The 26,720-nt window shown below is 42.1% G+C and carries 19 protein-coding genes and 1 pseudogene; 13 read left to right on the top strand and 7 right to left on the bottom strand.

Annotated features, from left to right (window positions below; genetic code table 11):
* A pseudogene (locus tag CDC33_RS38790) lies at positions 1 to 275 on the bottom strand (hypothetical protein); the annotation flags it as partial.
* A gap of 101 nt (positions 276 to 376) precedes the next feature.
* On the opposite strand from CDC33_RS38790, the gene CDC33_RS15520 reads away from it, so the two are divergent.
* From CDC33_RS15520 to CDC33_RS15510, 3 genes are all read left to right on the top strand, one after another.
* Positions 377 to 502, top strand: coding sequence for a photosystem II protein Y (locus CDC33_RS15520; RefSeq protein ID WP_012411301.1), 126 nt, complete (start codon positions 377 to 379; stop codon positions 500 to 502).
* A gap of 113 nt (positions 503 to 615) precedes the next feature.
* Entirely contained in the window at positions 616 to 1,917 is a 1,302-nt protein-coding gene (locus CDC33_RS15515; protein WP_109012593.1) for a bifunctional folylpolyglutamate synthase/dihydrofolate synthase, read from the top strand.
* A gap of 1,090 nt (positions 1,918 to 3,007) precedes the next feature.
* Positions 3,008 to 3,262 carry a hypothetical protein gene (locus CDC33_RS15510; RefSeq protein ID WP_109009209.1) on the top strand — a complete coding sequence of 85 codons (255 nt, stop codon included), beginning with the start codon at positions 3,008 to 3,010 and terminating at the stop codon, positions 3,260 to 3,262.
* 127 nt (positions 3,263 to 3,389) lie between these two features.
* Here CDC33_RS15510 and CDC33_RS15505 read toward each other — a convergent pair whose 3' ends face one another.
* Entirely contained in the window at positions 3,390 to 4,694 is a 1,305-nt protein-coding gene (locus tag CDC33_RS15505) for an ABC transporter substrate-binding protein (RefSeq protein ID WP_109009208.1), read from the bottom strand.
* A 232-nt stretch (positions 4,695 to 4,926) separates the two neighbouring features.
* On the opposite strand from CDC33_RS15505, the gene pilM reads away from it, so the two are divergent.
* From pilM to CDC33_RS15480, 5 genes are all read left to right on the top strand, one after another.
* Entirely contained in the window at positions 4,927 to 6,033 is a 1,107-nt protein-coding gene (pilM, locus tag CDC33_RS15500) for a type IV pilus assembly protein PilM (protein ID WP_109012592.1), read from the top strand.
* A 4-nt stretch (positions 6,034 to 6,037) separates the two neighbouring features.
* The gene (locus CDC33_RS15495; RefSeq protein WP_109009207.1) at positions 6,038 to 6,814 is read left to right on the top strand and encodes a PilN domain-containing protein; all 777 of its coding nucleotides are present in this window, start codon (positions 6,038 to 6,040) and stop codon (positions 6,812 to 6,814) included.
* The gene (locus tag CDC33_RS15490) at positions 6,811 to 7,578 is read left to right on the top strand and encodes a type IV pilus inner membrane component PilO (protein ID WP_109009206.1); all 768 of its coding nucleotides are present in this window, start codon (positions 6,811 to 6,813) and stop codon (positions 7,576 to 7,578) included. Before CDC33_RS15495 ends, CDC33_RS15490 begins: the two co-directional genes overlap by 4 nt.
* 176 nt (positions 7,579 to 7,754) lie before the next feature.
* Positions 7,755 to 10,292 (top strand): type IV pilus secretin family protein, encoded by a 2,538-nt coding sequence (locus CDC33_RS15485; RefSeq protein ID WP_109009205.1) that lies wholly within the window; start codon positions 7,755 to 7,757, stop codon positions 10,290 to 10,292.
* 334 nt (positions 10,293 to 10,626) lie between these two features.
* Positions 10,627 to 11,202 carry a Uma2 family endonuclease gene (locus CDC33_RS15480; protein WP_109009204.1) on the top strand — a complete coding sequence of 192 codons (576 nt, stop codon included), beginning with the start codon at positions 10,627 to 10,629 and terminating at the stop codon, positions 11,200 to 11,202.
* A gap of 448 nt (positions 11,203 to 11,650) precedes the next feature.
* Here the strand turns inward: CDC33_RS15480 and CDC33_RS15475 are convergent, their stop codons facing one another.
* Complete coding sequence (locus tag CDC33_RS15475) at positions 11,651 to 12,271, bottom strand: Uma2 family endonuclease (RefSeq protein WP_109009203.1); 621 nt, start codon at positions 12,269 to 12,271, stop codon at positions 11,651 to 11,653.
* A gap of 112 nt (positions 12,272 to 12,383) precedes the next feature.
* Between CDC33_RS15475 and CDC33_RS15470 the strand changes: the two genes are divergently transcribed.
* From CDC33_RS15470 to CDC33_RS15455, 4 genes are all read left to right on the top strand, one after another.
* A complete protein-coding gene (locus CDC33_RS15470; protein WP_109009202.1) occupies positions 12,384 to 13,028 on the top strand; it encodes a Uma2 family endonuclease in 645 nt (214 codons plus the stop codon).
* A 515-nt stretch (positions 13,029 to 13,543) separates the two neighbouring features.
* Positions 13,544 to 13,828: a non-specific DNA-binding protein Hbs gene (gene hbs, locus CDC33_RS15465; RefSeq protein ID WP_010998076.1), complete on the top strand. Its 285-nt coding sequence runs from the start codon at positions 13,544 to 13,546 to the stop codon at positions 13,826 to 13,828.
* A gap of 26 nt (positions 13,829 to 13,854) precedes the next feature.
* Positions 13,855 to 14,979 carry a threonine-phosphate decarboxylase CobD gene (gene cobD / locus CDC33_RS15460; RefSeq protein ID WP_109009201.1) on the top strand — a complete coding sequence of 375 codons (1,125 nt, stop codon included), beginning with the start codon at positions 13,855 to 13,857 and terminating at the stop codon, positions 14,977 to 14,979.
* A gap of 111 nt (positions 14,980 to 15,090) precedes the next feature.
* Entirely contained in the window at positions 15,091 to 16,545 is a 1,455-nt protein-coding gene (locus CDC33_RS15455; protein WP_109009200.1) for a dihydrolipoyl dehydrogenase family protein, read from the top strand.
* A 734-nt stretch (positions 16,546 to 17,279) separates the two neighbouring features.
* On the opposite strand, the gene CDC33_RS15450 is transcribed toward CDC33_RS15455, so the two are convergent.
* Together CDC33_RS15450 and CDC33_RS15445 are read right to left on the bottom strand one after the other, a co-directional pair.
* Positions 17,280 to 17,990 (bottom strand): diacylglycerol/polyprenol kinase family protein, encoded by a 711-nt coding sequence (locus tag CDC33_RS15450; protein ID WP_109009199.1) that lies wholly within the window; start codon positions 17,988 to 17,990, stop codon positions 17,280 to 17,282.
* 190 nt (positions 17,991 to 18,180) lie between these two features.
* Positions 18,181 to 19,950, bottom strand: coding sequence for a DUF3685 domain-containing protein (locus tag CDC33_RS15445; protein ID WP_109009198.1), 1,770 nt, complete (start codon positions 19,948 to 19,950; stop codon positions 18,181 to 18,183).
* A 143-nt stretch (positions 19,951 to 20,093) separates the two neighbouring features.
* Between CDC33_RS15445 and CDC33_RS15440 the strand changes: the two genes are divergently transcribed.
* On the top strand, positions 20,094 to 23,084 hold the full coding sequence (locus tag CDC33_RS15440; protein WP_109009197.1) for a pentapeptide repeat-containing protein: 2,991 nt from the start codon (positions 20,094 to 20,096) through the stop codon (positions 23,082 to 23,084).
* A 113-nt stretch (positions 23,085 to 23,197) separates the two neighbouring features.
* On the opposite strand, the gene CDC33_RS15435 is transcribed toward CDC33_RS15440, so the two are convergent.
* Positions 23,198 to 23,644 carry a Fur family transcriptional regulator gene (locus tag CDC33_RS15435; protein WP_109009196.1) on the bottom strand — a complete coding sequence of 149 codons (447 nt, stop codon included), beginning with the start codon at positions 23,642 to 23,644 and terminating at the stop codon, positions 23,198 to 23,200.
* Positions 23,645 to 24,148: 504 nt separating this feature from the next.
* Complete coding sequence (locus CDC33_RS15430) at positions 24,149 to 26,659, bottom strand: galactose oxidase early set domain-containing protein (protein WP_109009195.1); 2,511 nt, start codon at positions 26,657 to 26,659, stop codon at positions 24,149 to 24,151.
* Positions 26,660 to 26,720 lie beyond the last annotated feature (61 nt).

Genomic DNA, 26,720 nt, shown 5'->3' with positions numbered 1-26,720 from the left:
ATGGGGCATTGGGCATTGGGCATTGGGCATTGGGCATGGGGCATTGGGCATGGGGCATTGGGCATGGGGCATTGGGCATGGGGCATTGGACACTTGTACTGAGCCTGCGTTGGGCGTAGTTCTACCGTTCGCGTAACGTCTCGTAGACAAGAAAAGGACTGGGTAAGATGAGAAAGTAAGAAATAAGAGTTTTCCCCCTCTGCCCCATGCCCAATGCCCCATGCCCAATGCCCAATGCCCAATGCCCAATACCCAATACCCAATAATTTAAACATTCTTTACATATCTACTTGGAAAAGTTGCCCACTTCAGCTAAAAATAAAAATGAGAGCAGTTGACAAAACTTTAATTTCTACTTAAGAGAGGGGTTCTAGATATGGATATCGATTACCGTATAGCGATCGTTTTAGCACCAGTTGTCATTGCAGCTAGCTGGGCAGTATTTAATATTGGCGCTGCGGCTTTAAGACAAATTCAAGGCTTTTTAGATAGAGAAGCTTAAATTCATTCATTAATCGGGGATTGGGCATAGGGCATAGGGCATGGGGCATTACTTATTTCTCCCTTATCTCCCTCATCCCCCCACTCCCCACTCCCCACTCCCCACTCACTTCCTTGAACATCGATTCTGTAATACAACCCCTGCAACGCTTTGGTGTCCATCTGGGACTCGATCGCATCGTCAACCTTTTAGCAAATCTTGGTAATCCTCATCACCAAGTCCCGGTAATTCATGTTGCTGGCACTAATGGTAAAGGTTCTGTCTGTGCCTATCTTTCCTCGGTACTTACTGAGGCTGGTTATCGTACAGGACGTTACACTTCTCCCCATTTAGTAGATTGGACAGAACGTATTTGTCTGAATGAACAGCCAATTTCTTCTGAGGAATTGAGTCAATTATTCCAACAAGTCCAAGCGGTTATTCGCCCTGAAGACGAATCGGCAACTCAGTTTGAAGTAATTACGGCGGCTGCTTGGTTGTATTTTGCCCAGCAGCAAGTTGATGTGGCTGTGGTAGAAGTCGGGCTAGGAGGGCGCTTAGACGCTACTAATGTCTGCTTGGAACCTTTGGTTACGGTTATAACTTCCATCAGCCGGGAACACTGGCAGCAACTTGGCCCTACTGTTGCTGACATTGCTAGAGAAAAAGCTGGTATCCTCAAACCTGGATGCCCTGTTGTGGTTGGAGCATTGCCACCGGATGCCCAGAAAGTTGTGCGATCGCGTGCTTTAGAATTACAATGCCCGATTTTTACGCCTCAACCCGCCCGTCAAATCGCTACAGGATGGGCAGAATATCAAAATATTCAAAATTCAAAGTTAATTAAATACCCTTTGCCATTAGCCGGACAAATTCAATTAGCAAATTCAGCTTTGGCAATAGCAGCTTTAGAAATTCTCCAACAACAGGGCTGGCAGATTTCTGAAGAAGCCATAACTAACGGTATGGCAAAAACTAAATGGCCAGGGCGGATGCAATGGGTTACTTGGAAAAACCATAAATTATTACTTGATGGCGCTCATAATACCGCCGCCGCCGAAGTTCTTCGCCAGTATGTCGATAGCTTAAACGCAGTTAACCCCAAGCCAGTCAATTGGGTTATGGGAATGTTTTCCGATAAGGATCATGCTGATATTTTTACCGCCTTACTGCGCCCAGGCGATCGCCTTTTTTTAGTACCAATACCAACAGAATCTTGGCCAGGTAGAACTTCTGCTGATTTAGACTACTTAGCAAACCTAGCTTACAGCATTTGTCCCGAATTAAGCGATCGCCAAATCCATCCAGATTTACTCACAGCACTAGAAGCCGCAACCTCAACCGCTACCACAGACGATTTAATAATTGTGTGTGGTTCCCTTTATTTAGTAGGCGATTTTTTAGCAACAGCTATATCTATAAGTTCACTACAATGATTGTTGCAATTGCTTAAGCCTTTCTTATACATGGAAGAGTATTTGTTGCAAAGGTTAAAGTAATTGCAGCAAATGATTATACCTTTCTTGTAAATACTTAAGCCTTTCTTATATATGGAAGAGTATTTGTTACAAAGGTTAAAGCAATTGCAGCAAATGATTATACCTTTCTTGCAAATACTTAAGCCTTTCTTATACATGGAATAACATTTGCTGCAAAGGTTAAAGTATTTGCTGCAAATGTTCAAAGTTGAGATACTAACACCATTTATTTTTGAAGATGCGCCTACAGGATTTAGGCAAAACTACAAGCTGTAGCAGCAATTAAGGTTTTTTGATGACACGCCCTAGATCCAAAGACGCGATAAATCGCCGTCTTTACAAGAATCAGTCCTTTGTAGAGACGGCGATTTATCGCGTCTCTTGCCTTAACCCACATTCCGCACCCACAACTGTCACACCCCAAAGAAACGGATATATTTAGTACATAAGAACTAATGGTTGAGAGAATTGACTAGAATTCATTAGAGCTAAATAGGAATTATTATGATTAACTTAGATATACATTTGAATATTTACGACTAAGTATAAAAATTTAGTTCTTAGGTTATTTTGATGTCAAAATTGGTTCAAAATCAATAATCCAACCATGCGGTGGATATTTCAATGTTTTCAATCAGTTCATCTTGTGACTTTTCAACAAAAAACAGAATTTTATAATTTGACATCTGAAATGAAGTACATTCTCCTATTCCTCCCAGAAGCTTGCCGTAATTACTATAGATATATAAGTTGATTTATCAATATTATTAATATTTTAATTAGATCATTTAGCTCATTAATAAAATTAATGTTCTGAATAAGTCATGGCGTTTTTAACTTTATTTTCCGATAGACATAAGTTACAATAATGTATTAATTTTGTAATAATAACATTATATTATTAAACTTTTCCACCAAACTACTCTTATATTTATTGCTCCTTATTGAGAATATATCTGATAAATTTTCCTATCCCAAATCTGTTTCTCTTGAGATAAATGTAATTTTTTACTCCTTTTTCATAAATCAACTTCCGTAATAACCGATTGTGACAGTTAAGGGTGCGGAATGTGGGTTTAATGCGATCGCTTTAACAAGAACAGGTTATCTTAACGATAGTGATTTTCAAATCACAACTTCTTCTGTGGCGTCTAGCACGGCGAAAATTATCTATGACGCTGCCAGTGGGCAGTTATTTTACAACCAAAATGGCAGTGCCGCAGGTTTTGGTAGCGGTGGTCTATTTGCAACTCTAACTGGTGCGCCAACTCTTACGGAATTAAATTTTGTGGTGCAAGCGTAGTTTGTCCAAGACACTGTTTCTCAAACAGGACTTACGCAACTTGCCTAAGTCTTGACAATGCAAGCGTAAGTCCTACATCCATTTCCACCCCGAAATTCTTATATTTAGCTATTATTTCGTTTGTTTACTAACTCCTAGTACTGTTCCACTCTTGCGCCGCATCTTCTACAGCTTTATCTACAGTCTTCTGTCCTAACATTGCTGCTTGCAAGTTTTCGTAAACAGCCTTTTGCAGTTTGTTGGAATCTTTCAAAGTAGGAGTTAATATTTCTGCCTTTGACAATTCTTTAGCACTCATAACTCGCGCTTTTTCTATTGTTGAAGCATTAGCTGGAACATTTGTAAAGTAACTATCAGATAATGCTTTGATTGTAGAAGGTAGAACATTTGCAGCTTTAGCAAAGGTTAACTGATTTTCGTCATTGGTGACAAATAAAGCAAACTTAACAGAGGCGTCTGGTTGTTTACTATCGCGGGGAATCACCATGTTCATCACCGCAACATTTTTCTTACCTGTGTCACCAGTGAGTTGAGGTGCTATTCCCGTAGCTTGAGCAATTTTCGGGGCATTATTAGCGATCGTTTTCAGAAACTCTGGCCCAGAAGCGAGAAACGCAGTCTCTCCAGATTGGTATAAATCGATCGCGTGGCGATGTCCTTGCGTCAAAGCTTCTTTAGGAAGTAAGCCTTTTTTATACAAGTCTACCCAATACTGAAACGCTGCCTTACCTAGTGCTGAATTAAACGCCGCTTTCCCCTCAGCATCTATTAAAGTGACACCCATTTGCACAAAAGATTCCAGCACTTCACCAGAATCTTGCGGTACGAAAGTCACAAAAAAGGCATATTTGCCAGTTTTGTCTTTAATTTGTTGCGCTGCTTGTGCCAATTCTGCGTAGGTTGCAGGCGGTTTATTGATACCTGCCTGTTTTAATAAATCGGTGTTATAAATGGTTAGCCGTGTGGTGAGATACCAGGGAATCCCAAAACTCTTGCCATTAAGCGTACAAGATTCCCAGATATTCGCTAGATAGGAGGAACGTACATCCTTTGAGACTTTTGCATCTAAATCTAACCAGGCATTTCGTCCGGCAAGTTGGGAAGCAAAACCCGGATTCAGGTTAACTACATCAGGTGGCGTTTTTGCGGAGACAGCTGTTAAAATTTTGTTCTCCATCGCCGCCCACGGGACATCAACCCAGTTAATCTTTATACCTGAATTTTGCGATTCAAAATTCGCAATTAGGTTTTTGAAGTAGTCGGTAAATTGAGGTTGGAGTTGCATCGTCCAAAACTCAATAGTTGCCGCCCCTGAAGTAGCCTGTTTTGTACCTGTACCAACATTACTTGTGCTGCAACTTACAATCCAACTGGTTAATAAGCCAAGCAGTGTAAAAGCAACAAGTTGTTTAAATTTTCGCAATTGAATCATTTTCCCAGTATTTTTACGCTTGCTCAGTGTGAAAAGCTTAGATCAGAATTGTCGAGATTATAGGCTAAATAAATTACCAGTAATAGAGGCGACTAGGGACTAGGAACTAGGGACTAGGGACTGGGGACTAGGGACTAAAGAAAAGTTTTCTTAATGCCCAATGCCCAATGCCCAATGCCCAATGCCCAATGCCCAATGCCCAATTCAATTTAGCAGTCCATCGGGCACAACTGTGGTAAAAAGCTTCAAAAGTCTGTTTGGCAAATCAAAAAAAGGGGTCGGCATTGAACTTGCTCCCGAAAGGGTGAATGTAGTTCAGCTACGCAAGCAGGGTCAAGGCTTGAAGCTAGAAACCTTTACATCGGTAGCAGTTCCAGAAGGCGTAGTTACCGATGGTCAAATCACCGACCCCGCAGCAATGGCGCAATTAATCCAGCAGGCGCTAACTGAGAGCAAAATCAAAACTTCTCGCGTTGCTACTGGTGTACCAGGGCGAGATTCCATCGTTCGGATCATACCAGTGCCAGCAGAGTTAGATGATAAAGAACTGCGAGAAATGGTTCTTAACCATGAAGCAGGTTTATATTTACCCTATCCTCGTGAAGAGGCTGATGTAGATTATCAGAAACTTGGGTACTTTGTAGATGAAGATGGCATTGAAAAAGTACACGTACTTCTAGTTGCCACCCGTAAAGAGATAACGGATACATATATCAGTACATTCGAGCAGGCAGGATTACAAATCGATGTCTTAGAAATTAACAGTTTTGCTCTGATTCGGACTATTCGTGAGCAATTGCGACAATTTGGGCCGCAAGAAGCAGCAGTACTAGTTGATATAGAGTTTGACAGTACAGAAATCGCCATCATCGTTAACGGAGTGCCGCAATTTTCGCGCACAGTCCCAATCGGGACTTATCAAATGCAAACTGCCTTAGCAAGGGCAATGAGCTTACCCACATCACGAGATATGGAACTGTTACACGGAATGGTGATTCCCCAAACATCTCTAGACGGCGGGAAAACTGGGGTTACTGAAATCAATCCTGGTATGGCAGCCATATTAAGAGTATTGGGAGAACTAACTGATGAACTGCGCCGTTCCATCGATTTTTACCTCAATCAAAGTGAAAATTTGGAGGTAGCGCAGATTATATTAGCTGGCCCAGGAGGTGGACTCCAACAGTTAGATGAATTCTTTACCCAACGATTGAGCTTGCCAACTACCCAAATAGATCCAATCGGGGCTTTATCTTTGGAAGTTGACACTGAGAAATATCCACAGGTGCAACGCTCTGGCTTGGCGATCGTACTTGGTCTAGGAATGCGGGAGGTGTAACAAAATGTACAGCCTAGATGTTAACTTTCTTAAAGATCGTCCAGCATACCAGCAAAATCCTGAGAAAGGAAAAGGAATATCCCTAAAGTTTCCTACGGGGGATTTGACACTGCTGTATGTGGGAGTTGGAGTAGGTGTAACTCTTCCAGCTTTATTGGGACTTGGTTGCTGGCTGTTGCAAGGGAAGATTGTTGAGTTAGATGGTCAAATCGCACAACTAGACCAAGAAAGCAAGAGGTTAGATACAGAAATAGGAAATATTAATAAAATCAAAGACGAGACGAAGGCAGTTAAAGGGGAAACCCAAGCTTTAGTCACTGTATTTGATCAAATTCGACCTTGGTCAGCAATGCTGCAAGATTTGCGCGATCGCATTCCAGCAGCAGTGCAAATTAAGACTATCAGGCAAACCCCACCCATTCCGGCAGCAGAAGGGCAGCCACCAACCAATCCTGCTGGAGGGTTAGAAATTATCGGATTGGCTCGTTCTTTTAACGATGTCAATGATTTTTTATTGAGTCTACAACAGTCTCAATTTTTGAAGCCCACAGAAAGCAGAATTGTGACGGCAACGTTGGTAGATGCTCCTTTACCACCAGGTGTGGGTCAACCTACTAAGGGTGTAACAATTAAGCCGCCACAAGTAGTTGAATACACGATCCAATCGAGTATGAACGACGTTCCAGCTTCAGAATTAATCCGGGAGTTGGAGAAAAAAGGCACAGTGGGGTTAGTGACTCGAATTCGTAGTATGCAACAAACAGGAGTCATTTCAAAATGACGCTGAGTGATGATTTAAATTTTGGCGAACAAGGTGGGGAATTCGATCAGGCTACGCCAGCATCCCCCGTGCTATTTGGTATTGCCTTCACACCAAAAATTATTGGCATATTGGTGGGGGTAATTGGTTTAGCAGGAGCAGGTTATATATTGTTAAACCTGCTGATGCCAGCTTTGGAAAGCTATCAGCAACAGCAAGCCAAAAGCTCTGAATTGCAAGGGCAAATTGAGCAGAAAAAAGCCAGTATCAAAGAAATTGGTAAAGTTAAAGACGAGTTAGCACAGGCAAAACAGCAAAAAGTTCAGGTTTTAGGTTTATTCGCTAACGAAAAAAGTTTAGATACATTGCTGTTGGATATAAACCGCTTAATTGACTCTGGCAATACTCCAACTTCTATGAATGTAGTGAGAGCCAAACTGAAGAAATTTGTGCCAGTTTCGCAAAAACCAGAACCAGTTACCGATGGAACTCTAGGACTACAGGTTAACGGTAAGCTGCAACGCAGCACTATCAATGCCGAAATTACAGGAACTTACGAGCAAACACAATCGATAATGCGTAACATTGAGCGTTTGCAGCCTTTGTTAATAGTTAAAGATTATCAAGCAAGTTTGGCTCCAGTAGAGTCAAGATCCCCATTGGATAAAACGCCAGTGCAGGTAGGGCCAGCAGCGATTAATACATCATTCCAATTACAGGTATTGATGCCACTTACTCCAGAAGAAATAGCTGCTGCTGCTGCTAAGGCTGCCCCGAAAAAGTAATTAGGAGTTAGAGACGCGATTAATCGCGTCTGTACAGGAGTTAGAAGTAGAGACGCGATTAATCGCGTCTGTACAGGAATTACGAGTTATTATTTTCTAATTATTCACTCCTCATTCCTAACTCCAACTTTTCAGAATTGTTTGTAAACAAGGTTTTATAAGGTGAGGAATGAACTGTGAAACAGCTTCACGGTAATAGTTTTATATTAGGTACTGCCGCTTTTGTATTTTTGGCAGCTCAACCAGTTTGGGCACAAATTAGTCAAATTACTAATGTCCAGTTAAATCCAGTTAATGGTGGAATTAATGTTGCTTTGAAAACTTCTTCTGGGTCGCGCCCCCAAGTTTTCACTACAAAAAGAGGCAACGCTTTAGTCGCAGATATTATCAATACTCAATTACGATTACCACAAGGTAAGAGCTTTCGTCAAGATAGCCCAGCACCAGGAATTGCATCTGTTGAGGTTAATCAGCTTGATGCCAATAGCGTCCGGGTAACGGTAACAGGCAGTAACAATACACCTAGCAGTCAACCTGTGGTGCGATCGCAAAATGGAATTACACTCAGCTTTAGCCCATCGTCAGGCACTATAGCATCAACACCAACGCCAACAGCGCAAACTTTCACAGCACCGCCTGCTACGACTCCAGCCCAACCTGGTCAAAAGCCAGAAGTTCTCGTTCCTAACCCGGAAGTCACCATTGACGGACAACCCGCACAAGCTGCTGGGCCAGGTCAACCTGTGAGTCAGGCTCCACCTTTCTTACCTAGAGCCGTCGCCCCACCCGTAGGAGATATTGCCATCTCTAATACTGATGCTTCTCCTAGCACCATTGACTTAGGAACTCAAGAACGTGTACCGCGTTTAGTGCTGCGAGATGCGCCGGTGCGTGAGGTTTTATCACTACTTGCCCGTGCTGCTAATTTGAACTTGGCTTATATCGGAGGTGAACAAGGTGCTGCTGCTGGTGCTAATGCACCAGCAACCTCTCAAACAATCTCCCTAGATATAGAAAATGAGCCAGTCCAAGATGTGTTTAACTACGTCTTGCGCCTGAGTGGTTTGGAAGCTAACCGCAGTAATCGCACGGTTTTTGTTGGGCCTAAACTACCTAATTCTACCCGTGACATGGTTATGCGTAGCCTACGACTCAATCAAGTATCAGTAGGAGTCGCCATCAACTTTTTGGTTGGCTTGGGGGCAGAAAGTGCCATCAGCCGCGAACGACAAGTTACCAGCGTTAATGCTGTACCTGTTGGGGCTGGAGCTACCCCTATCACCCAAACTCAGACCACCACAGAAAGCAGAGTTGAAACTCAACGTGTTACTTTTACAGACTCTAACCCATTACTGAGAGGTTTACAGGCATTAGGGGATGAGCGCACAAATGCTCTAACCTTGATTGGCCCTCCTCGGCTAGTTGAGATGGCGATGGCTCAACTAACTCAGCTTGATATCCGCCGTCGCCAAGTAGTAGTTAACGTCAAGATTATTGATGTTAACCTATTGAACACCCAAGATTACAACACCAGCTTTTCCTTTGGAGTTGGTAATAACTACTTTACAAATGATGGTGGTGCAGCATCTCTGAATTTTGGCGGTTCCAGACCAGCTACTAGCGCTGAAGTAGCAAGCAATTTAAGCGGTGGTAGACCTGTTACTGCTAATCCCTATAGTGGTGGTAATACTTTCCTGGATTTAAATAACTCCACTGCTATTCCAGGAACTGGGGTAGGCAATAGAACGATTGTGGACGGGCAGTTACAACAACCTGATGTACCAGGAGGGACTGAATCATTCTTTAACCGTCGAGCGGGGGTTTCAGAAAATCCATTCCAAGGGGGTTTTACAGACTTTACAAGGGGAACACCAAATGTAACTACTGTTACAAATACTCCTGCCGTTCCTGGTACTCCTGGTACTCCTGCTGTTCTTGATGCACAAGGTAATGTGCTTGTTCCTGCGGTTCCTGCTACTGCTGGTACTCCTGCCAGTAGAGTTACTACGTTCACACCAGGAGTTTTGGGAACAGCAACATCTGCTCTACCATCTCTGTTCCAGTTCCCTAGACGTCTTCTCGCTAGTTTGCAAGCTCAGATTACAAATGGCAACGCCAAGATTTTGACTGACCCCACGTTAATTGTACAAGAAGGTCAACAAGCTAATGTCAACCTGACTCAGGAAGTAGTAGGCAATATTAAAAGGGAAATCGTTCGGGATGCAAATCTTGCTACCGAAACGATTTCAGCAGAAAAAGACCGAGTAGGTTTAACCCTAGCTGTCAAAATTGAGCGGATTGACGATAACGGTTTTGTTTCTCTATCGGTAGCTCCTGTGGTCAAAGCACCCCAAGCTCCAGCTACAATCAACGTTGGAGGAGGTGGTAGTCAACAAATATTCTTGGTATCTGAGCGCTCTCTTAATTCTGGCTTGATTCGCTTGAGAGATGGTCAGACGCTCATTCTCTCAGGCATTATTCAAGACACAGACCGGACTTCTATCTCCAAGATTCCTATTTTGGGTGATCTTCCACTAATTGGTTCACTATTTAGAAGTACAAACAGACAGAACCAGCGCAATGAGGTAATTGTATTACTCACACCTCAAATTATGGATGACACAGAGAACTCCTCCTATGGCTATAACTACACTCCCAGCCCAGAAGTGCGGCAAATCCTTGAGCGTCGGGGGTTGAAAATTCCGGCGAGGTAATAAAGAGAATAAGCAGGTGAGTTACCTCTGGCAAAAACTCAGATCCCCGACTTCTTAAAGAAGTGGGGGATCTTATTGTTCACGAGTAAGATTAAAATTAATATGAATACGACGATTTATCATGTCTTTGTGATTTTTAATTTTCATTAAAAAACTTTAACTGAAGGTTTGTAGCCAGTCATTTAACAAAAAGGTAAATACTCTTAAGCTGATGCGCGAAAAGAATTGTACATTGCAATCGTTAATATTGTCCTTTGAAATACAAATGACTAATGACTAATGACTAATGACAACCCTCACGAGTAAATATCCAATCTTATTTGCGTAACAGCTTATGACAGCACTTACATTAAACCTCAATTCTGTAATTAAACTGACAAGAGAGCAGTTTTATCAATTGTGTGAAGAAAACCCCGATTTAAAATTAGAACGCAATGCCCAAGGAGAGTTGATTATAATGCCACCTACGGGAGGAGAAACAGGAAAAAGTAATTCTGCTATTAACGCTCAAATATGGTTCTGGAACGACCAAAATCAATTGGGCGAAGTTTTTGATTCATCAACTGGATTTACTTTACCTTCAGGGGCTGACCGTTCTCCAGATGTTTCTTGGGTAGAAAAATCTCGTTGGGATGCTTTGACTAAAGAGCAAAAAGAAAAATTTATTCCTTTATGTCCTGATTTTGTAATTGAGATACTTTCGCCTAATGACAGCTTGAAAAAAACTCAGAACAAGATGCAAGAGTATATCGAAAATGGTTGTCGTCTAGGTTGGTTGATAAACCGAAAAAAACAGGAAGTAGAAATTTATCGTCCAGGACAAAATATGGAAGTTTTAAAATTTCCTCAAACTATTTCCGGGGAAAATGTTTTACCTGGTTTTGTACTCAATATACAACTAATTTGGTAAAAGGTTTAGAGTGTAAATCTCAATTATCATATAATATAAAAATATTTGAAAAAATATGAGTTTTCAGATTTTCAGCCAAAATTCAACAGATAATGTTCTGATACCAATTCTCTATGAAGATGCATAGAATATTAAACGAACCGCCAAGTACGCCAAGAACGCCAAGAATAGAGAGTTACTTATTTAGTGCAGTTTCACATTAAATTGGTATGACTTGTTGAATACACTTAAAATTCCTATCGGCTGAGACATAGTTCAGGGCTATTTCATTATCATCTAGCCTGCCTCAGAATTTATTCTGAGGCTAATAGCACTCATTCGTCTAAAGACAGCTAATAAAGGCTTTCAGTCCACTTTAGTGGAGTTGAGCTATTAGCCCAGAACTTTAGTTCTGGGCGGTTTATGTACTGACATTAGTAGTAGTTTAAAATAACAAGTATGGTTGTGGCTAAGTTGGTAAACCTCCAGCTTGAAAAATCTGTTCGGCTGTTAAATTCAATTCTGGGAAAGTAGGCGATAGGATGCGATCGCTGCCTCTAAATTGAGTAACTTGGTATTCACCATCAATTAATTGATAAATTGATATAGTAGGCTGTTTCGGGTTACCAGTGAATTTTTTAGCGCCTAGACCGAGATAATCTACAACCCAGTATTCAGGAATTCCAATACCCTCATACTTACCCTGTTTTGTGTAATAGTCATCATCCCAGTTAGTACTAACTACCTCGATTACTAAAGGAATTGATGCTGCAAGGCTTACAGTTGATTGTTTTTTCCATAGCGGCTCATTTATTAAATTAGGGCGATTGAGTAATAGCACATCTGGAGAGTAGCCAGATTCAGAATTAGTTGGTTTAATGAGCGCAGTTTTGGGGATTGTATAAGGTAAATTTAATCGGTCAAATTCTACTGTTAGTTTTCTTGCTACAAAACCAACAACATCTTCATGGTCTCCTACTGGTTGTGCCATTTCAACAATCAGTCCATCATGTAATTCATATCTTCCACCTTCGGGTCGCCACGCTGCAAAATCTTCAAAGGTTACTAGTTTTGGTATGGCTTGAGTCATAATCTATTACCCCTAGTATTCGTTTCGATCATATCGCTCTCTTACGTTCAGCCTTAACAGTAATATTAAGGGATACAGTACTGGCAAAAGGTTTGTTGCGGAGAACTAAACTATGGTGGCAATAACAACATCCGCAGAAAATAGGGTTTTACTGCAAAACATCAGCTGGCAAACTTTTAAAACCATGCTGGCTGAAATGGGTTCAGAACGTAATTCCCGATTTGCTTATGACGATGGAACGATAGAAATTATGACCCCACAAATGCCGCACGAGAACTCAAACCGTGTGATTGAAGCTTTTGTTGGTGTATTGTGCGAAGAGTTGGGCTGGGAAATTAAACGCGCTGGTTCGCTAACTTTAACGCGAGATGATTTAAAAAAGGGAGCCGAGCCAGATAGTAGCTACTATATTCAAAATGAAGCGTTAGTTCGAGATAAAGAAAATATTGACATAGCGATCGACCCGCCCCCTGACCTAGTGCTAGAGGTGGAATATTCCAGGTCTGCGATAGATAAGCTGAGGCTTTATGCTGCGATGGGAGTCCCGGAATTTTGGCGTTATAACGGCAGTGTGTTGCGAGTCTATACCCTTGCAGGTGGGCAATACTCAGAAGTCGAAACCAGCCCTACTTTTGCGCCTGTATCGGTGAAGGAGATTCCTGGGTTTATCCAAGAAGCGAAGAAGAATGGGGAAATTGCTACTACCCGTGCTTTTCGGGCTTGGGTGCAACAAAAAATTTCTGATGGGAAACAGTAAAATCTTGACTAAAGCTAGCCTAATGAGTCGAATTACACAAAGCTATATCATTTCCCGTTGGGTAAAGACTGAAGTTCTTATTTTTTAAGCACTAAAGTGCTTACTACAAACTATTTTTTATAAACATTAGTGAATCTCAGCAATAACTCTTCAACATCGGTAATGAATGCCAACAAACATTGGCCATCTCCCACCTCCTCATTCCTCTGTTTTCTTTACAATTGCGGGATTTACTAGGTATTTTTTCCTACTTTTGGGGTAGTTTTTAGTGAAACAAGTACCCTAAAATTACAAAAAATCCTGAAATCTATATAAATTAATGGTTTCATCTATCCACATCAGGCTACAACACCTTAGAATGATTCATTGAAAAGTCGAGCCGATGGGATGTACAGCCGTTTTGAGTAAAGCTACTCCCAAAGGATGATTTTTGTATTTTCGCAAACAAAGATTTCAGTACAGATGTATCAGGGTGCATCCGTAAAGAATCTCAAGTAAACCTTCAGGAGTTTGACATGAACAAAGGTGAATTAGTTGATGCCGTAGCTGAAAAAGCTAGTGTTACCAAGAAACAAGCGGATGCAGTCTTAACTGCCGCTTTGGAAACGATTATTGAAGCGGTTTCCTCTGGTGATAAGGTAACATTGGTGGGATTTGGCTCATTTGAATCACGGGAACGTAAAGCCCGCGAAGGTCGCAACCCGAAAACCAATGAAAAAATGGAAATTCCAGCCACGAGGGTTCCTGCCTTCTCGGCAGGAAAACTGTTTAGAGAAAAGGTAGCACCCCCAAAAGCATAGGTTCTGTCTTCGGGAACCCTTTTTTAATGCGGCAACCTGCACACGGGGGAAATTTAGCCTGGGCAGCAGCACTGGCTGGCTGTCCCCCTGATGCTATTCTGGATTTTTCTGCTAGCATCAGCCCGTTGGGGCCTCCTAATAGCGCGATCGCTGCTATACTGTCCCAACTTGGTAGTCTTAAGCACTATCCAGACCCAAACTATAGTGAACTGAGACTAGCTCTCAGTCACTTCCATCAATTGCCGCCTGAGTGGATTCTGCCGGGTAACGGCTCCGCAGAATTACTCACTCTCATAGGTAGGGAATTAGCTCAATTAGCCGCGACAATTTTAATAACTCCAGCCTTTGGCGACTACTACCGAACCCTGAAGTCGTACAACGCTAAAGTGCTGGAGTGTCCCCTAATTAGTTATGAGCAACGAGTGCTGAGTGCTGAGTTACCAGTTTTACTGAGCACTCAGCACTTAGCACGGGCTAAACGCCCCGCTACCGCTAACAGCACTCACTGTGGACTATTGCTGAATAATCCCCACAATCCAACCGGAAAACTATTTTCGCGGGACTCTATTTTGCCCTACTTGGAGCAATTTGCTTTGGTTGTGGTGGATGAAGCATTTATGGATTTTGTGCCGCCTAATGAGGAACAAAGCCTGATTCCGGTGGTGCAGGAATATAAAAACTTAGTAGTATTGCGATCGCTAACCAAATTTTACAGCCTCCCAGGACTGCGATTAGGATATGCGATCGCCCACCCCGACTGCCTAGCTAAATGGCAGCTATGGCGTGACCCTTGGCCCGTAAACACGCTAGCGGCGGCGGCAGCAATTGCGGCACTCCAGGATACGGAGTTTCAGCAGCAAACCTGGGCATGGCTACCACCTGCACGAAACCAACTCTTTCAGGGTTTGGCTGAAATATCAGGATTACAACCCCAAGTAAGTGCTGCTAACTTTTTACTGGTTGAGTCTCAACAGTCTACTTTGCAGTTACAGCAACAATTACTCAAGCATCACCAGATTTTAATCCGCGATTGCCTTAGTTTTAAAGAACTAGGCGATCGCTTTTTCCGGGTTGCTATACGTGAAGAGTCTGATAACCAACGCTTACTAATAGCGTTGAGTAGGGAGTGGGGAGTGGGGAGTGGGGAGTAAGGGAGCTAGGGGGAGCAGGGGGAGCAGGGGAAGAAAAACTATTGATTCTTCAGCCATGCCCTATGCCCCATGCCCCATGCCCAATGCCCAATGACAAATGACAAATGACAAATGACTATTGACTACGATGTTGTAATTATTGGCGGCAGTCTTGCTGCATACCACGCTGCTCTTGCTGCAACCCAACTACGTGCTACAGTTGCCCTGGTGGAACCTAAAGGAGACTACGGGTTTACTCATCATCATACTCTTACCGAAATCGGTAAACTGGCGCAGAAGTTGAATGATGCCGCTAGTTTTGGTATTCATGCCACACACGCTGATACTTCAGAAGAATGCAATATATCTATGGCATGGCAAGAAGCTATGCTGTATGCTCAATGCGTCGCCTCAAATCTCAAAGAACAGCATTCTCCAGCCATCCTAGCGGCGTCGGGGGTAGATATCATCGTTGGCAGTGGTCAATTTCAATCTTCCCCTCAACTGGCTTTTGCCGTTAACAATCGCTTATTACGCGCCCGTACATATTTGCTAGCCAGTGGTTCGCGTCCAGAAATTCCAGATATTGAAGGATTGCAAGCCACTGGCTACCTAACCTTATCTAATATTTGGCAATCCTTACAGCGAGGAACCTTACCCAAAAATTTGGTAATTATCGGCGGAATTCCCCAAAGCATTGAAATTGCTCAAACTTTAGCGCGGTTTGGTTGCAGTGTGACGCTGGTAGTCAAGCACCCTTATGTTCTACCTAATATTGACCCTGAGATAGCCATATTGCTTCAAGCACAGTTGGAAGTCGAAGGTGTGCGCGTCTTCACTGAAAGACCAGTAACTCAGGTGAGGCTAATTGAGGATAAAAAGTGGATTCAAGCAGGAGATAAGGCAATTGAAACTGATGAAATTTTAGTGGCGACTGGACAACAGCCGAATCTTGAATCTCTAAATTTGGCAACAGTAGGTGTGAAATGGCATCGGCGTAGCTTGGTAGTGAATGATAAACTGCAAACTACTAACCACCGCATTTACGCCTGTGGTGATGTAATTGGTGGTTACGACTTTGCCAATATCGCTAATTATGAAGCAAAAATTGCCCTGAACAATGCCCTCTTTTTCCCCAGGTTACGAGTAGATTATCGCTTCATTCCTTGGGCAATGTTTTCTGTGCCGATGATGGCGCAAGTGGGTTTGACAGAGACACAGGCAAAACGCCAATTTTGTCAAGATGAAGTTTTAGTTTTGCGACAATATTTTAAAACAGTGGCAGCAGCCCAACTTCGGGACGAAACCACTGGTATATGTAAATTAATTGTGCTAGAGAACGGCGAAATTTTGGGAGCTGCGATATTGGGGGCAGAAGCTGGAGAGTTGATTAATTTGATTGCCTTGGCAATGTCCCAAAAAATTAAAATCAAAGATTTAGCAAATTTATCTCCCGTCTATCCGAGTTTTTCAGAAATTCTCGAACAAGCTGCAAGAGAGTGGAGTAAGCAAAGGTTAAATAGCAATATTGCTTTGCAAGAGTTTTTAGAAGGCTTCTTCCATTTCCGCCGCAATTGGAATTTGTGAGTGGGGAGTCAGAGCTATTTCATTAAACCTCTTGCATAAATGCTTAAATTGTCACATTGAGCGGAGCAAAACATCTACTTAAATTCTTCTATCCCTTATATTCCCCTCAAAATGACATTTCTAATACCAATTCAATTAATGATTGCAACACATTCTTGGGTAGAGACGCGATGAATCGCGTCTCTACAAATGGTCTATTTGTCGCATTCTTTTTTCAAATTGGTATAACTTTTGACTTTTGCAAGAAGTTTATTCTTATCTAGCCCGCCTCAGAATAAATTCTGACGCTAATAGCAAAAGTCGTCTAAAGACGACTAGAAAGGCTTTTAGTCCACTTTAGTGGAGTTGAGCTATTAGCCTGGAACTTTAGTTCTGGGCGGTTTATGTCTAGAACGAAATAGCCCTGAGTGAGGAGTAGGAGTTAGAAGTTTGAAGTTGAGCCTCTGAACTCGAACGTTGAGCCTCTGAACTCAGACGTTGAGCCTTTTAACTCGGAAGTTGAGCCTCTGAACTCGGAAGTTGAGCCTCTGAACTCGGACGTTGAGCCTCTGAACTCGAACGTTGAACCTTTTAACTCGGAAGTTGAGCCTCTGAACTCGAACGTTGAACCTTTGAACTCGAAAGTTGAGCCTCTGAACTCGGAAGTTGAGCCTCTGAACTCGGACGTTGAACCTTTTAACTCGGACGTTGAACCTTTTAACTCGGACGTTGAACCTTTTAACTCGAAAGTTGGTTTAAAAGCCCTGCATCAAAACCCATATCACTCCTGCCGCTACTAGAGGCACGCTAAGGTTATCAGTACCGTGGGGTGAGACTGCCTCTGCTAGGGTGGCGAAAGTAGCAGTTATTACCGCCGTCAATAAGGCCCATGCCAAACTAAAAGGTTTTGCTAGGGGACTCAGCGAGGAACCTGGTAGCAGCAACAGCACTAAGAAAATCACTACTGAACTCACTACAAACATTGCTGCCGAACCTTCCCAAGAACGCACAGAATTTCCCACTTGGTATTTATGCTGCCCGAAGCGTCTACCGATTAATGCTGCTAGTGCATCACCCCAGGTCATCGCCATTATCCCAGCTACTGCGATCGCAATGCTATCTACTGGCCCCTCTGGTCGCCATAGTAGCCCGAAAAGCAGCGTCACTGAGATAGCGAAATAAACTGTACCAGGGGAGCTATCCTGGGTATCCATTGCGCCGATGATTCGGTAGCGGTAAAACAGGTAGTTAAGTCCGATAAAGGTAGCAAAAGGTATAATTCCGATTTGCCAGTGGTTAAACAGTAGCAGGACACCGAAAACCCACATCCCTGCACCAATATGGATTACCTTGCGGGTCAAATCTGGCTTTACACCAAATAGCCTACGCAGTCCTTCGCCAAGGACAAGCAGACCAATAGCGTAAATATAAGAAATTGCTAGTCCGATAAAATCATTATTAGTCATTGGGCATTGGGTATTGGGCATTGGGCATTGGGCATTGGGCATTGGGCATTGGGCATTGGGCATGGGGACAAGGGGAAACACTTGTTGCAAGTTCTGATTTAAGTCCCCTTGTCCCCTTGTCTCCCCTGCTCCCTCATCTCCCTCATCTCCCTCATCTCCCCCTACTCCCTACTCCCTGCCCTTTACTTCTTCACTTGAATCGATCACTATTTCGTCTAAAATTCTTTTCTATTAACGAAGCATTACCAATACCTTGAAGAATACCACGACCGATTAAACCTAAACCTCTACCAATTATTTGGGTGAGAATGAAGACTATACCGCTACCTACAACAGCTAATAGTGATTTTAAACGCGGTGCGATCGCATCACTAAATTCTAAAACTAATGTCACTACTAAAGGAATACTAGAAAGTTTTACTAACTCCTGATTTCGAGGAGCATAAACTGATGTATTTGCAATACCACGAGGCGCAATTACAAATAGTTCATAACGACTTTCAAAAACAGCTTTTGGCTCATTTATATAATTTCTTAATCTATATTTCCACGACAAATCATTTCTAAATCGTTCAATCTCTCTTGTGGAAATCAAGTGCTGTCCATAAAAGTTTTGTTTAATCACCTCTACATCTGCTAAAGAATTTAGCAATGGTTGCACTACCCCATTCGCTACCTGAATCAACAAGTTCTCTAAAATCATTAATGCTTGAGACTTAGCTTCAGCACTGATTACTGGATAGGAGGTATTATTAATGTTCAATTCTGTTTGAAACATTAGATAGGAATATAACTCGCAAGCTAACGGAATTTTATTAAGAATATCTCTTTGCACAACTTCTATATTTGGCAATAAGTAATTAACAATTTCTATGTTTTGATTTTCTAATTTTATCCGAGAAAACTTTCCAAAAAAATCCGTAATTGCTGTTTCCCATAACTCGCATAATAAGCTACTTTTGACCTCATATAATTGATTTATATCTATTTGAGAAGCACGTAATTCATCCAACTGTTCAGCTAGTTTTTGCAGGATAAGATAAAGTAATTCTCGTTTTTTATCTTCACGAAATATGTCGATTTCTAAAGGTATATCTGTGACATTTCGTAAAGGAAATTGAAGTTTGGTAATACAAGATGCAAATAAGGCAGATTGTAGTGTTCCCGGACTAAGTAAAGGTGGCATTTGCCTTTGTTGAATGGCATTACTTAACCAAGGAGTTATAGACGGCTCATCAGCAACGGGAATATCTTCCTCTTGCTTTTCTTGTGATGAAACCAACAACCGATTTAGCAACCAACGAGCCGCTAGTAGTTCTCGCCTCTGTCCAGCTAGAATTGCTCGATCTAATACTGGTAGTCCGGGAACTTGTAATTGTGCTGTTACTGCGGCTAGAGTAGCTTCAATGTGAGCAATTCCTGACAAACGTAAATTATTTCGGAGTTTAGAAAAAGGGAGTGGGGAGTGGGGAGTGGGGAGTGGGGATTTAGAAGTTAGGAGTGAGGAGTTAGGAGTTATTATTACTTCTGTGTCTTGAAACCAATAGGAACCACCATTTGCAACTTCTTGCATGGCGGTGACTAATTCAGGAAGTGGTGTACCTTTGGGGCAGTAGCCATTAATACCAACAGATTTCGCAGCCAATAGCAGTCCTTGTTCTTGAATAGAACTGAGAAGCAAAATTGGCAGGTTGGGATATAAGGCTTTGAGTTGCCGAGAGAATTGTAAACCTAGCTGTTGACTGGTGGTAGAGCGACCATTACCGAATTCCAAAACTACCAGATTTACCTGATTTGGGTCTTCTTGGGCAATTTCTGCTAAAATCTGCAAGGCGGCAGTATCAGTTTCTACCACTCCTGTTACTTCTAGGTTAGGAATTGGTTCTAGAGCTACCCGTAACCCCAGACGAAAAATTGGATCTTGGTCGATTAATAATAATTTTAGAGGGCGATCGCTCATAGTCTACTCAATTACACAAGCACTGTTTTTTACCGATCAGAAAACAACTTTGATACAAAACTTTGTCTTTCCCATTGTTACCTGTTTTCGCAAACTGATAAATCGATCATAATTGCCTTATGCAGCCTTCACTGTGTAATTAAATGAACTTGAGTATTCGGCACTGGTTGGCGGAACGCTATATCGCAATCAATCAAATTAGAGGATTTTCGGCGGGACAATTGGCAGGTATTGCCTACCGGATTGTTCAGGATATGGAAATCAAAAGCCTAATGCCTTTTGATATCTGTACCTTGGTAGAGGTCTTAGAACTGCCCTTAGGGGTTGTTTGGGAAGAAATCAGTGTCATTTCCCAGTTGACAGAAAACCTGTTGCGTAGCCTCAGCCAAAAAAAACCGTTAAAACGTAACGAAGGCACATGGCTGGCGTTTCAAATTGGCTATCTCCAGGCTTTGCAAGCAATTTTAGAGCAGGAAGCAAGCTTGCAAAAACCGTGGCTAGACCGGGCAAATATACCTATCCTGAAGGAGGAAGTGGGTAAACTCACCCTCCAAGATTCACAACTGCAAGGGTTACTAAAAACTCTCAGTCCAGGTAAATTAACTGACACTCAAGCTGAACAAGCGCTGTCTTTGGTTGCTGACTCATTACTGGTGCAACAAATAAATAACGCTGCTATAGCTTGGTTAATTGCCAATGGTGCAGAGGAACCTGAAGCTAAACTCCTAACAGAGCGTTTGCTCAACTCACTTCCTGGTCACTTACTGGTAGTCGTTACCGAAAATGCTGCACCTTTAGCTCAACTGCAAAAATTTTTTCGTTTAGGAATTTCATTATCTCCCAATTTGATCACCCCAGAAGTAGGTTCTATAGTCGGTGAGAAAATTGATTTGCACCGAGAACATTATCGGGCAAATTTGATTAAAAACCTTAGTATGCCGTTGCTCATGGAATCCTTTGCCCTCAAGGATATCTATGTTGCACAAAAAGGCTTACCAATAGAGGAAAGTATTTCTGAGCAGGATAAAAAAACTGTTAAGCCAGTTGATTTAAAAACATGGGCGCAGCAACAGCTAGCTGATTTAGAAACGATCGCTCTTATTGAATCGGAACCTGGTTATGGAAAAACTAGTTTTTGTCAACTTTGGGCAGCACAGGTAGCACAGGAATTTTACCCTAATTGGATGCCTATAGTAATTAGGTTACGAGATGTAACTTATGGCAAAACTTTCATCGAAACCCTAAATTCTGCCTTTGGGGTTAATCTTTCCACTTGGTTAGAGCAAGAAAATCTCCCTTGTTTGTTGCTGCTGGATGGTTTGGATGAACTGCCCCCTTCTGCTCATGGTATAAGGGCAAAAGCAATTTTTATTCAGCAATTACTGAACTTTCAATCTCAGCATAGACACAAAATTTTCTTAACGAGTCGATCAACGACATTACAAGAAATTGCCCCAGAGATACCATTGCCATTGAAGCGAATTATCATTCAGCCGTTGGATGCAGAGGAACTAAAACAATGGTTTCAGCAATGGACAAAAGTACAATCATTAGCGATCGCTCAAAATTTCTTTACATTCTTAAAACAGGCAGGGTTATTTGCCAGTCGATCAAAGTTAAAACAATTATCTGTCCTTGTCCGTCAACCCCTGATACTGCATTTGTTGGGCATTTTACACCGAGAGGGACTACTAGATGATGAGCTATTATACTTAGCTGCTAATAACCCAAAGTTTTCTTTGTTATGGGAAATTCATCATCGCCTGAGTCGATGGTTGTTGGGCTATCCGCTAACTGGCGGGATTAAGACGATTCTACTACGCTCAGGATTGGCTCATATCCATCGAACTCCAGAAGCGATCGCTAATTTACTCGCTAGTCGTCATCCCCAAGATTTACTTGAACAAATGCAAGCGATCGCTCTAAAAATTTTACACTCACAACGTCATCAAATTAGTTTGGCTGAGGAAGCAAATACTCTACCAGAGTTTTATTTTAAAATTCGGAATTTAGAAAGCGCAGCAAAAACTAGTTTAATTGAGTTTTCGCATGTCAAGTTAGGAGAATATCTTTGTGCTAAAGCTATGACTACTGAGTTGAAATTGTTGACTCAGTGCCAAGATGAGGTTTATAGCACGCTCACTTTTGGGATTGATTCTCCTAATGGTGTAGCCCAGCATATTTACAATTTACTGGGTTACGGGATACTTAGCCAAGAAATTGAGGAATTGGCGATCGCAATTTTACGCCGGGAGCAAAAGCACAAGTTTTCCTTTGAGGTTTTGTTCCAACGGCTTTTGTCTTTCTGGCGGGCTTACTGTCAAGGCTATTGGTTGGATGAAGGGATAGCCCACAAAGCTTTGAGTCATTTTCACGCACTGCAAAACCCGGTGAATATTGAGCAGGTGAATGCTGCTGTGGGACTGAATGTATTTTTATTGCTTTGTGCTTGCTACCGAGAAACAAAAGTTCCCTTTTGGCCTTGTGGGAATCCAGTCAATTTAGCAGAATTCAATCCAGAGGCTTTAAGTGCGTTGATTGCTAGAACAAGCCTTTTACATAAGAGTGCCTTCGCAACCCGAATTAAGTCTTTGGCTGGACTCAATTTATCAGGAGCCTCTTTGTTACAAGTAATGCTAACTGGGGTAAATCTTGAGCAGACAAACTTATCCAATGCGGAGTTAATCGGGGCGAATTTGGCAGGAGCGAATTTGCAACAGGCAAACCTCGCAGGCGCAAACCTTAAACAGGCAAATCTTGCAGGCGCAAACCTTCAACAAGCAAATCTTACAGGCGCAAACCTTCAACAAGCAAATCTTACAGGCGCAAATCTTAATTCTGCCAATCTCACTAACGCCTGCTTATTTGATGCCATTCTCGCTGAGACTGACAAAAAATTAGCCAGTGATAATGATGCTTCCTTCTCCCAAGAGTCGTTTCAAAAATTTAAGTATTCGCCATCGCAACAGCCTTTCTTAAGTACCGTCAAAATTGCAACAAACACAGATAATAATTGGAACAAACCCCCTGCGATCGGACTCATTGAAAGCTCTGAAGGCACAATTTTACCAGAAGATTTATATGATGATGCCGATGATGAGACAATTTTTGGTAATAATTTGATTGGGGAATAGGGAATAGGGCATTGGGCATTGGTTATTAATTCTTGTCCCTCACTCCCTCACTCCCTCACTCCCTCACTCCCTCATCTCCCCCTGCCTCCCCTGCCTCCCCTGCTCCCCCTGCCCTACTCCTCTTGCGGGTTACGGTAGCCAATAAAGTTAATACTGTAGTCAGTAATCCGCACTCCTGTTTCTTCTTCAATTTTGCGGATTAACTCTTCTGGGAGTTCTACATGAACATCAAGAATTTGATTTGTATCTATACAATTTACATGACTGTGAGAATCACTAATATTGCCATACAAACGCCCATCACAGCGTTCAATACACTCAATGATGCCCTGACTGGATAATGCTTCTAAATTTTGATAAACAGAAGTATGACCAATATCTTTACCTTGTTGGTTCAAGCGATCGTAAATCTCTCTAGCAGAAAGATGTTCATTTGCTTGCCAAAGTAATTCCAGAATAAAACGACGCTGACGGCTAACGCGCATACCTAGAATTTGGCACTGCTCAAGCGCATCTTCTAAAGAACGAATTGGTTTTGTAGAAATTGTTTGTCTTTGCATATTACAGCTTCTTAACTGTTGAGGGAATTTTCCCAGTTAAATGTTTATTGCTTATTTAATATATGCAATGATATTGCATACCACTTTTTCTACCTGTACTTGTGTTTTGGCTTTTGATGCTGCGGAAGTTACAGGTTGCGATAATGATTTTTTTGCTTATTGACGGCTACTTTGTCAGACCTTAATCTAAAACAAACTCATTACAACTTTAACTTAAAATTGCTGTAAATGTCCACCTTGGGAAAGGTAGCGCCTGCCCCAAGTAGGCTAATTCTCATGGCATACTATGTAATTCGTGTAGTAATTTGCTAGTTATATCTAAATATTTACTGAAACAATCAAAGTAACATTTAACTATGGAAAGCTCCGTGTCCGTGGTAGCGATCGCCAACGGTGCTTAAGAAGGCAGAAGCCAGTTTAACCTTTCTACTTCTGCCTATGTTTCCCAGAAAATTCTCAATCACGAATCAGCAAATACTGGTGCTGATAACATTTACATACGTCTTAGTCCAGGTGAATCCACTTAGCCTCAGATGGAATACGGTTAATATCTGTCAAGAAGAGCATATACCACCCTGGAGGAGCCAAATTAGAGTTTGAGGTTACAGTGACTTTGAGACTGGTTGGACTCTGAGAGACAATTGTGAGATCGACTAAGCGTTGATCTGTATTAAAAGAGTGGGTTACTACACCATTTCTAATCAAGCTTGCCCATTGAATACTGTTTGAAGCAGTGAATGGAATATCGACAGTTTCACCATACTTCCACTCTTCAGTGACAGTTCCAATTGCGGGGCGAATTCCTTGGAAAATATAGGGAGGGCTATAAATTTCTAACCTCAACTCCTCATTTTTATCTGGACTCCAATCATCAACTTCTCCTTTATCTGGGTTGCCACTGGCTGATACAACTTTGCCGTCAGGTAGCAACAAAGCAACGGAATGATACATTCGTTCTACCTTGGCGATCGCCCCCAAATGCCAAGTATCCGTTTGAGGATCGTAAATTTCAGATTGAAACCGAGCGGTAATTTTGCGGTTTCCTTCTGCTCCGCCCTCACGTTGCAATGCTCCGCCACAAACAAACATTGTTCGGTCTGGTAAAATCACCACATTGAGATGAACGCGAGGTAAAAGTAGCGATCGAGCAGGGGTGTATTTTGCAGTAGCAGGATTACTCAGATCGATAATATTCACATTATCCGTAGCATTTTCTTCACCCTCTGGTGGGGCACCCCCAATTATCATTACCCGTTGCTCTTGAGTAGGAGGTAACAAAACACTGGTGGATTGGTTGCGAGACTTAGCAACTTCCAAGCCAGTAACAGTCTTTACAGCGATCGGATTTGAGGTAATATTTAGCAAATATGGTGGAGCATTGGATTCTTGGTCATCCATTTTCCCCCCAGTAAAAAAAACTGAGCCATCTTGCAAAAGCAACAAATGTGGATAGGCAGGAAGAGTTTCAAAGCCTGCCAAAGGAAGATTTAGGGTGCGAATCTGACCGACACTTGAATCTGGTGTATAGATTTCAATAGAACGGTTAGAATTACCATTTTGATCCAAACCAGCAGCAATTAAGACATTACCATTGCCCAAAGTCAGCAAAGTTGGATACCAGCGTCCATTTGCCATACTCACTTGAGGAGTCCAACGCTCGGTTGTCGAATCAAAAATCATCGTTTCTGAGCGACCAGTAAATGGCTTACCGATTGGCCTATTTGTGGCATCAACATCGTAGGTAAGGGTGCCACCTGCGGCTAGTAGTCTACCATCTGTTAAAAGTGTCTCACCCCCACAAAAGAGATCCAATACCTTACCATTTCCATCTCGGAGCGTATTGGGATGAGAAAATTTTGGTGCAGTTGAGGTACTGCCAGCGTAATCCCAGACCACGCTGCAATATATTTTTTTAGCGATATCGCCTAAATCAGGATTGTTGAAGCGAAATCCACTGTTGCCAGATCCTGCTGCAAATAATACTTTTCCCTTCGGTAAAAGTGCGGCATGGACGGGTAAAACCTCAGATTTATAAGGCAGAAGTTCCCAACTTCCTCTTGTCTTTGGATCGCTATCTAGAGGTAAAACCTGATAAAAACCCTGGTTTTCAGCTTGGTTTGGGGGATTATCGATTGCCAGTACCACCATCTCGTGGGAAGAAGCACCAGTCAGGTCTGTCACTGCAATTCCCGCTCCTTGATTTTCCCAATACACCCAACTGGGAACACCATACCAAGGCAACCATTCCTGCACATTGCCATTTGCATCAATTTGCTTACCAATTTTGAAAAACCCTTGGTTTTGTGTGGTAGCGTTATCGACGTTAAAAACAATGATGTTATTCTTACCGTTATTGTCCAAATCCGTAATAGCTACCCCTGCACCAACATTGTCAAAAGAGAACCAATTGGGAACTTCAAACCAACCTGTCCAACCACCTGCTACAACCCCATTAGCATCAATGTTTCGCGCGATTTTATACCGACCGCGATTGAGTCCGACTGGATTATCTATCTGAAAAACAATTAAATCCTTTTTACCAGTACCCGTGAGGTCAGCAACAGCAATAGCCCCACCTTGATTTTCCCAGGATTGCCAATCAGGGACTTCTAGCCAACCCGTCCATCCATTTGAAACTACTCCATTGACATCAATAGTCCGTCCAATTTTGTACAGACCACGATTAAGTTGTGGTGCGTTATCAATTTGAAAAACAATTAAATCTTTTTTTCCAGTCCCAGTTAGGTCTGTAACTGCAACATCTCCGCCTTGATTTTCCCAAGATTGCCAATCAGGAACTTCCAGCCAACCTGTCCATCCACCTGAAACTACTCCATTGACATCAATAGTCCGTCCGATTTTGTATAAACCGCGATTGAGTTGTCCTGGGTTATCAATTTGAAAGACAATTAAATCTTTTTTTCCCGTCCCAGTCAGATCAACTATTTCTAGTCCTGCTCCTTGGTTATCTTGAGACTGCCAGTTAGGAACTTTACGATCGAATTGATGTGGCATAAATTTTCTGTATATGATTAATAAATTCAGATTTAAATATTAAAATTTACCCTTGAAAAGG

The organism is Nostoc commune NIES-4072, from assembly GCF_003113895.1.
GTDB classification, from domain to species: domain Bacteria; phylum Cyanobacteriota; class Cyanobacteriia; order Cyanobacteriales; family Nostocaceae; genus Nostoc; species Nostoc commune.
Note: the sequence above shows the minus strand (reverse complement) of the source record. Positions and strands in the feature narration are given on the sequence as shown.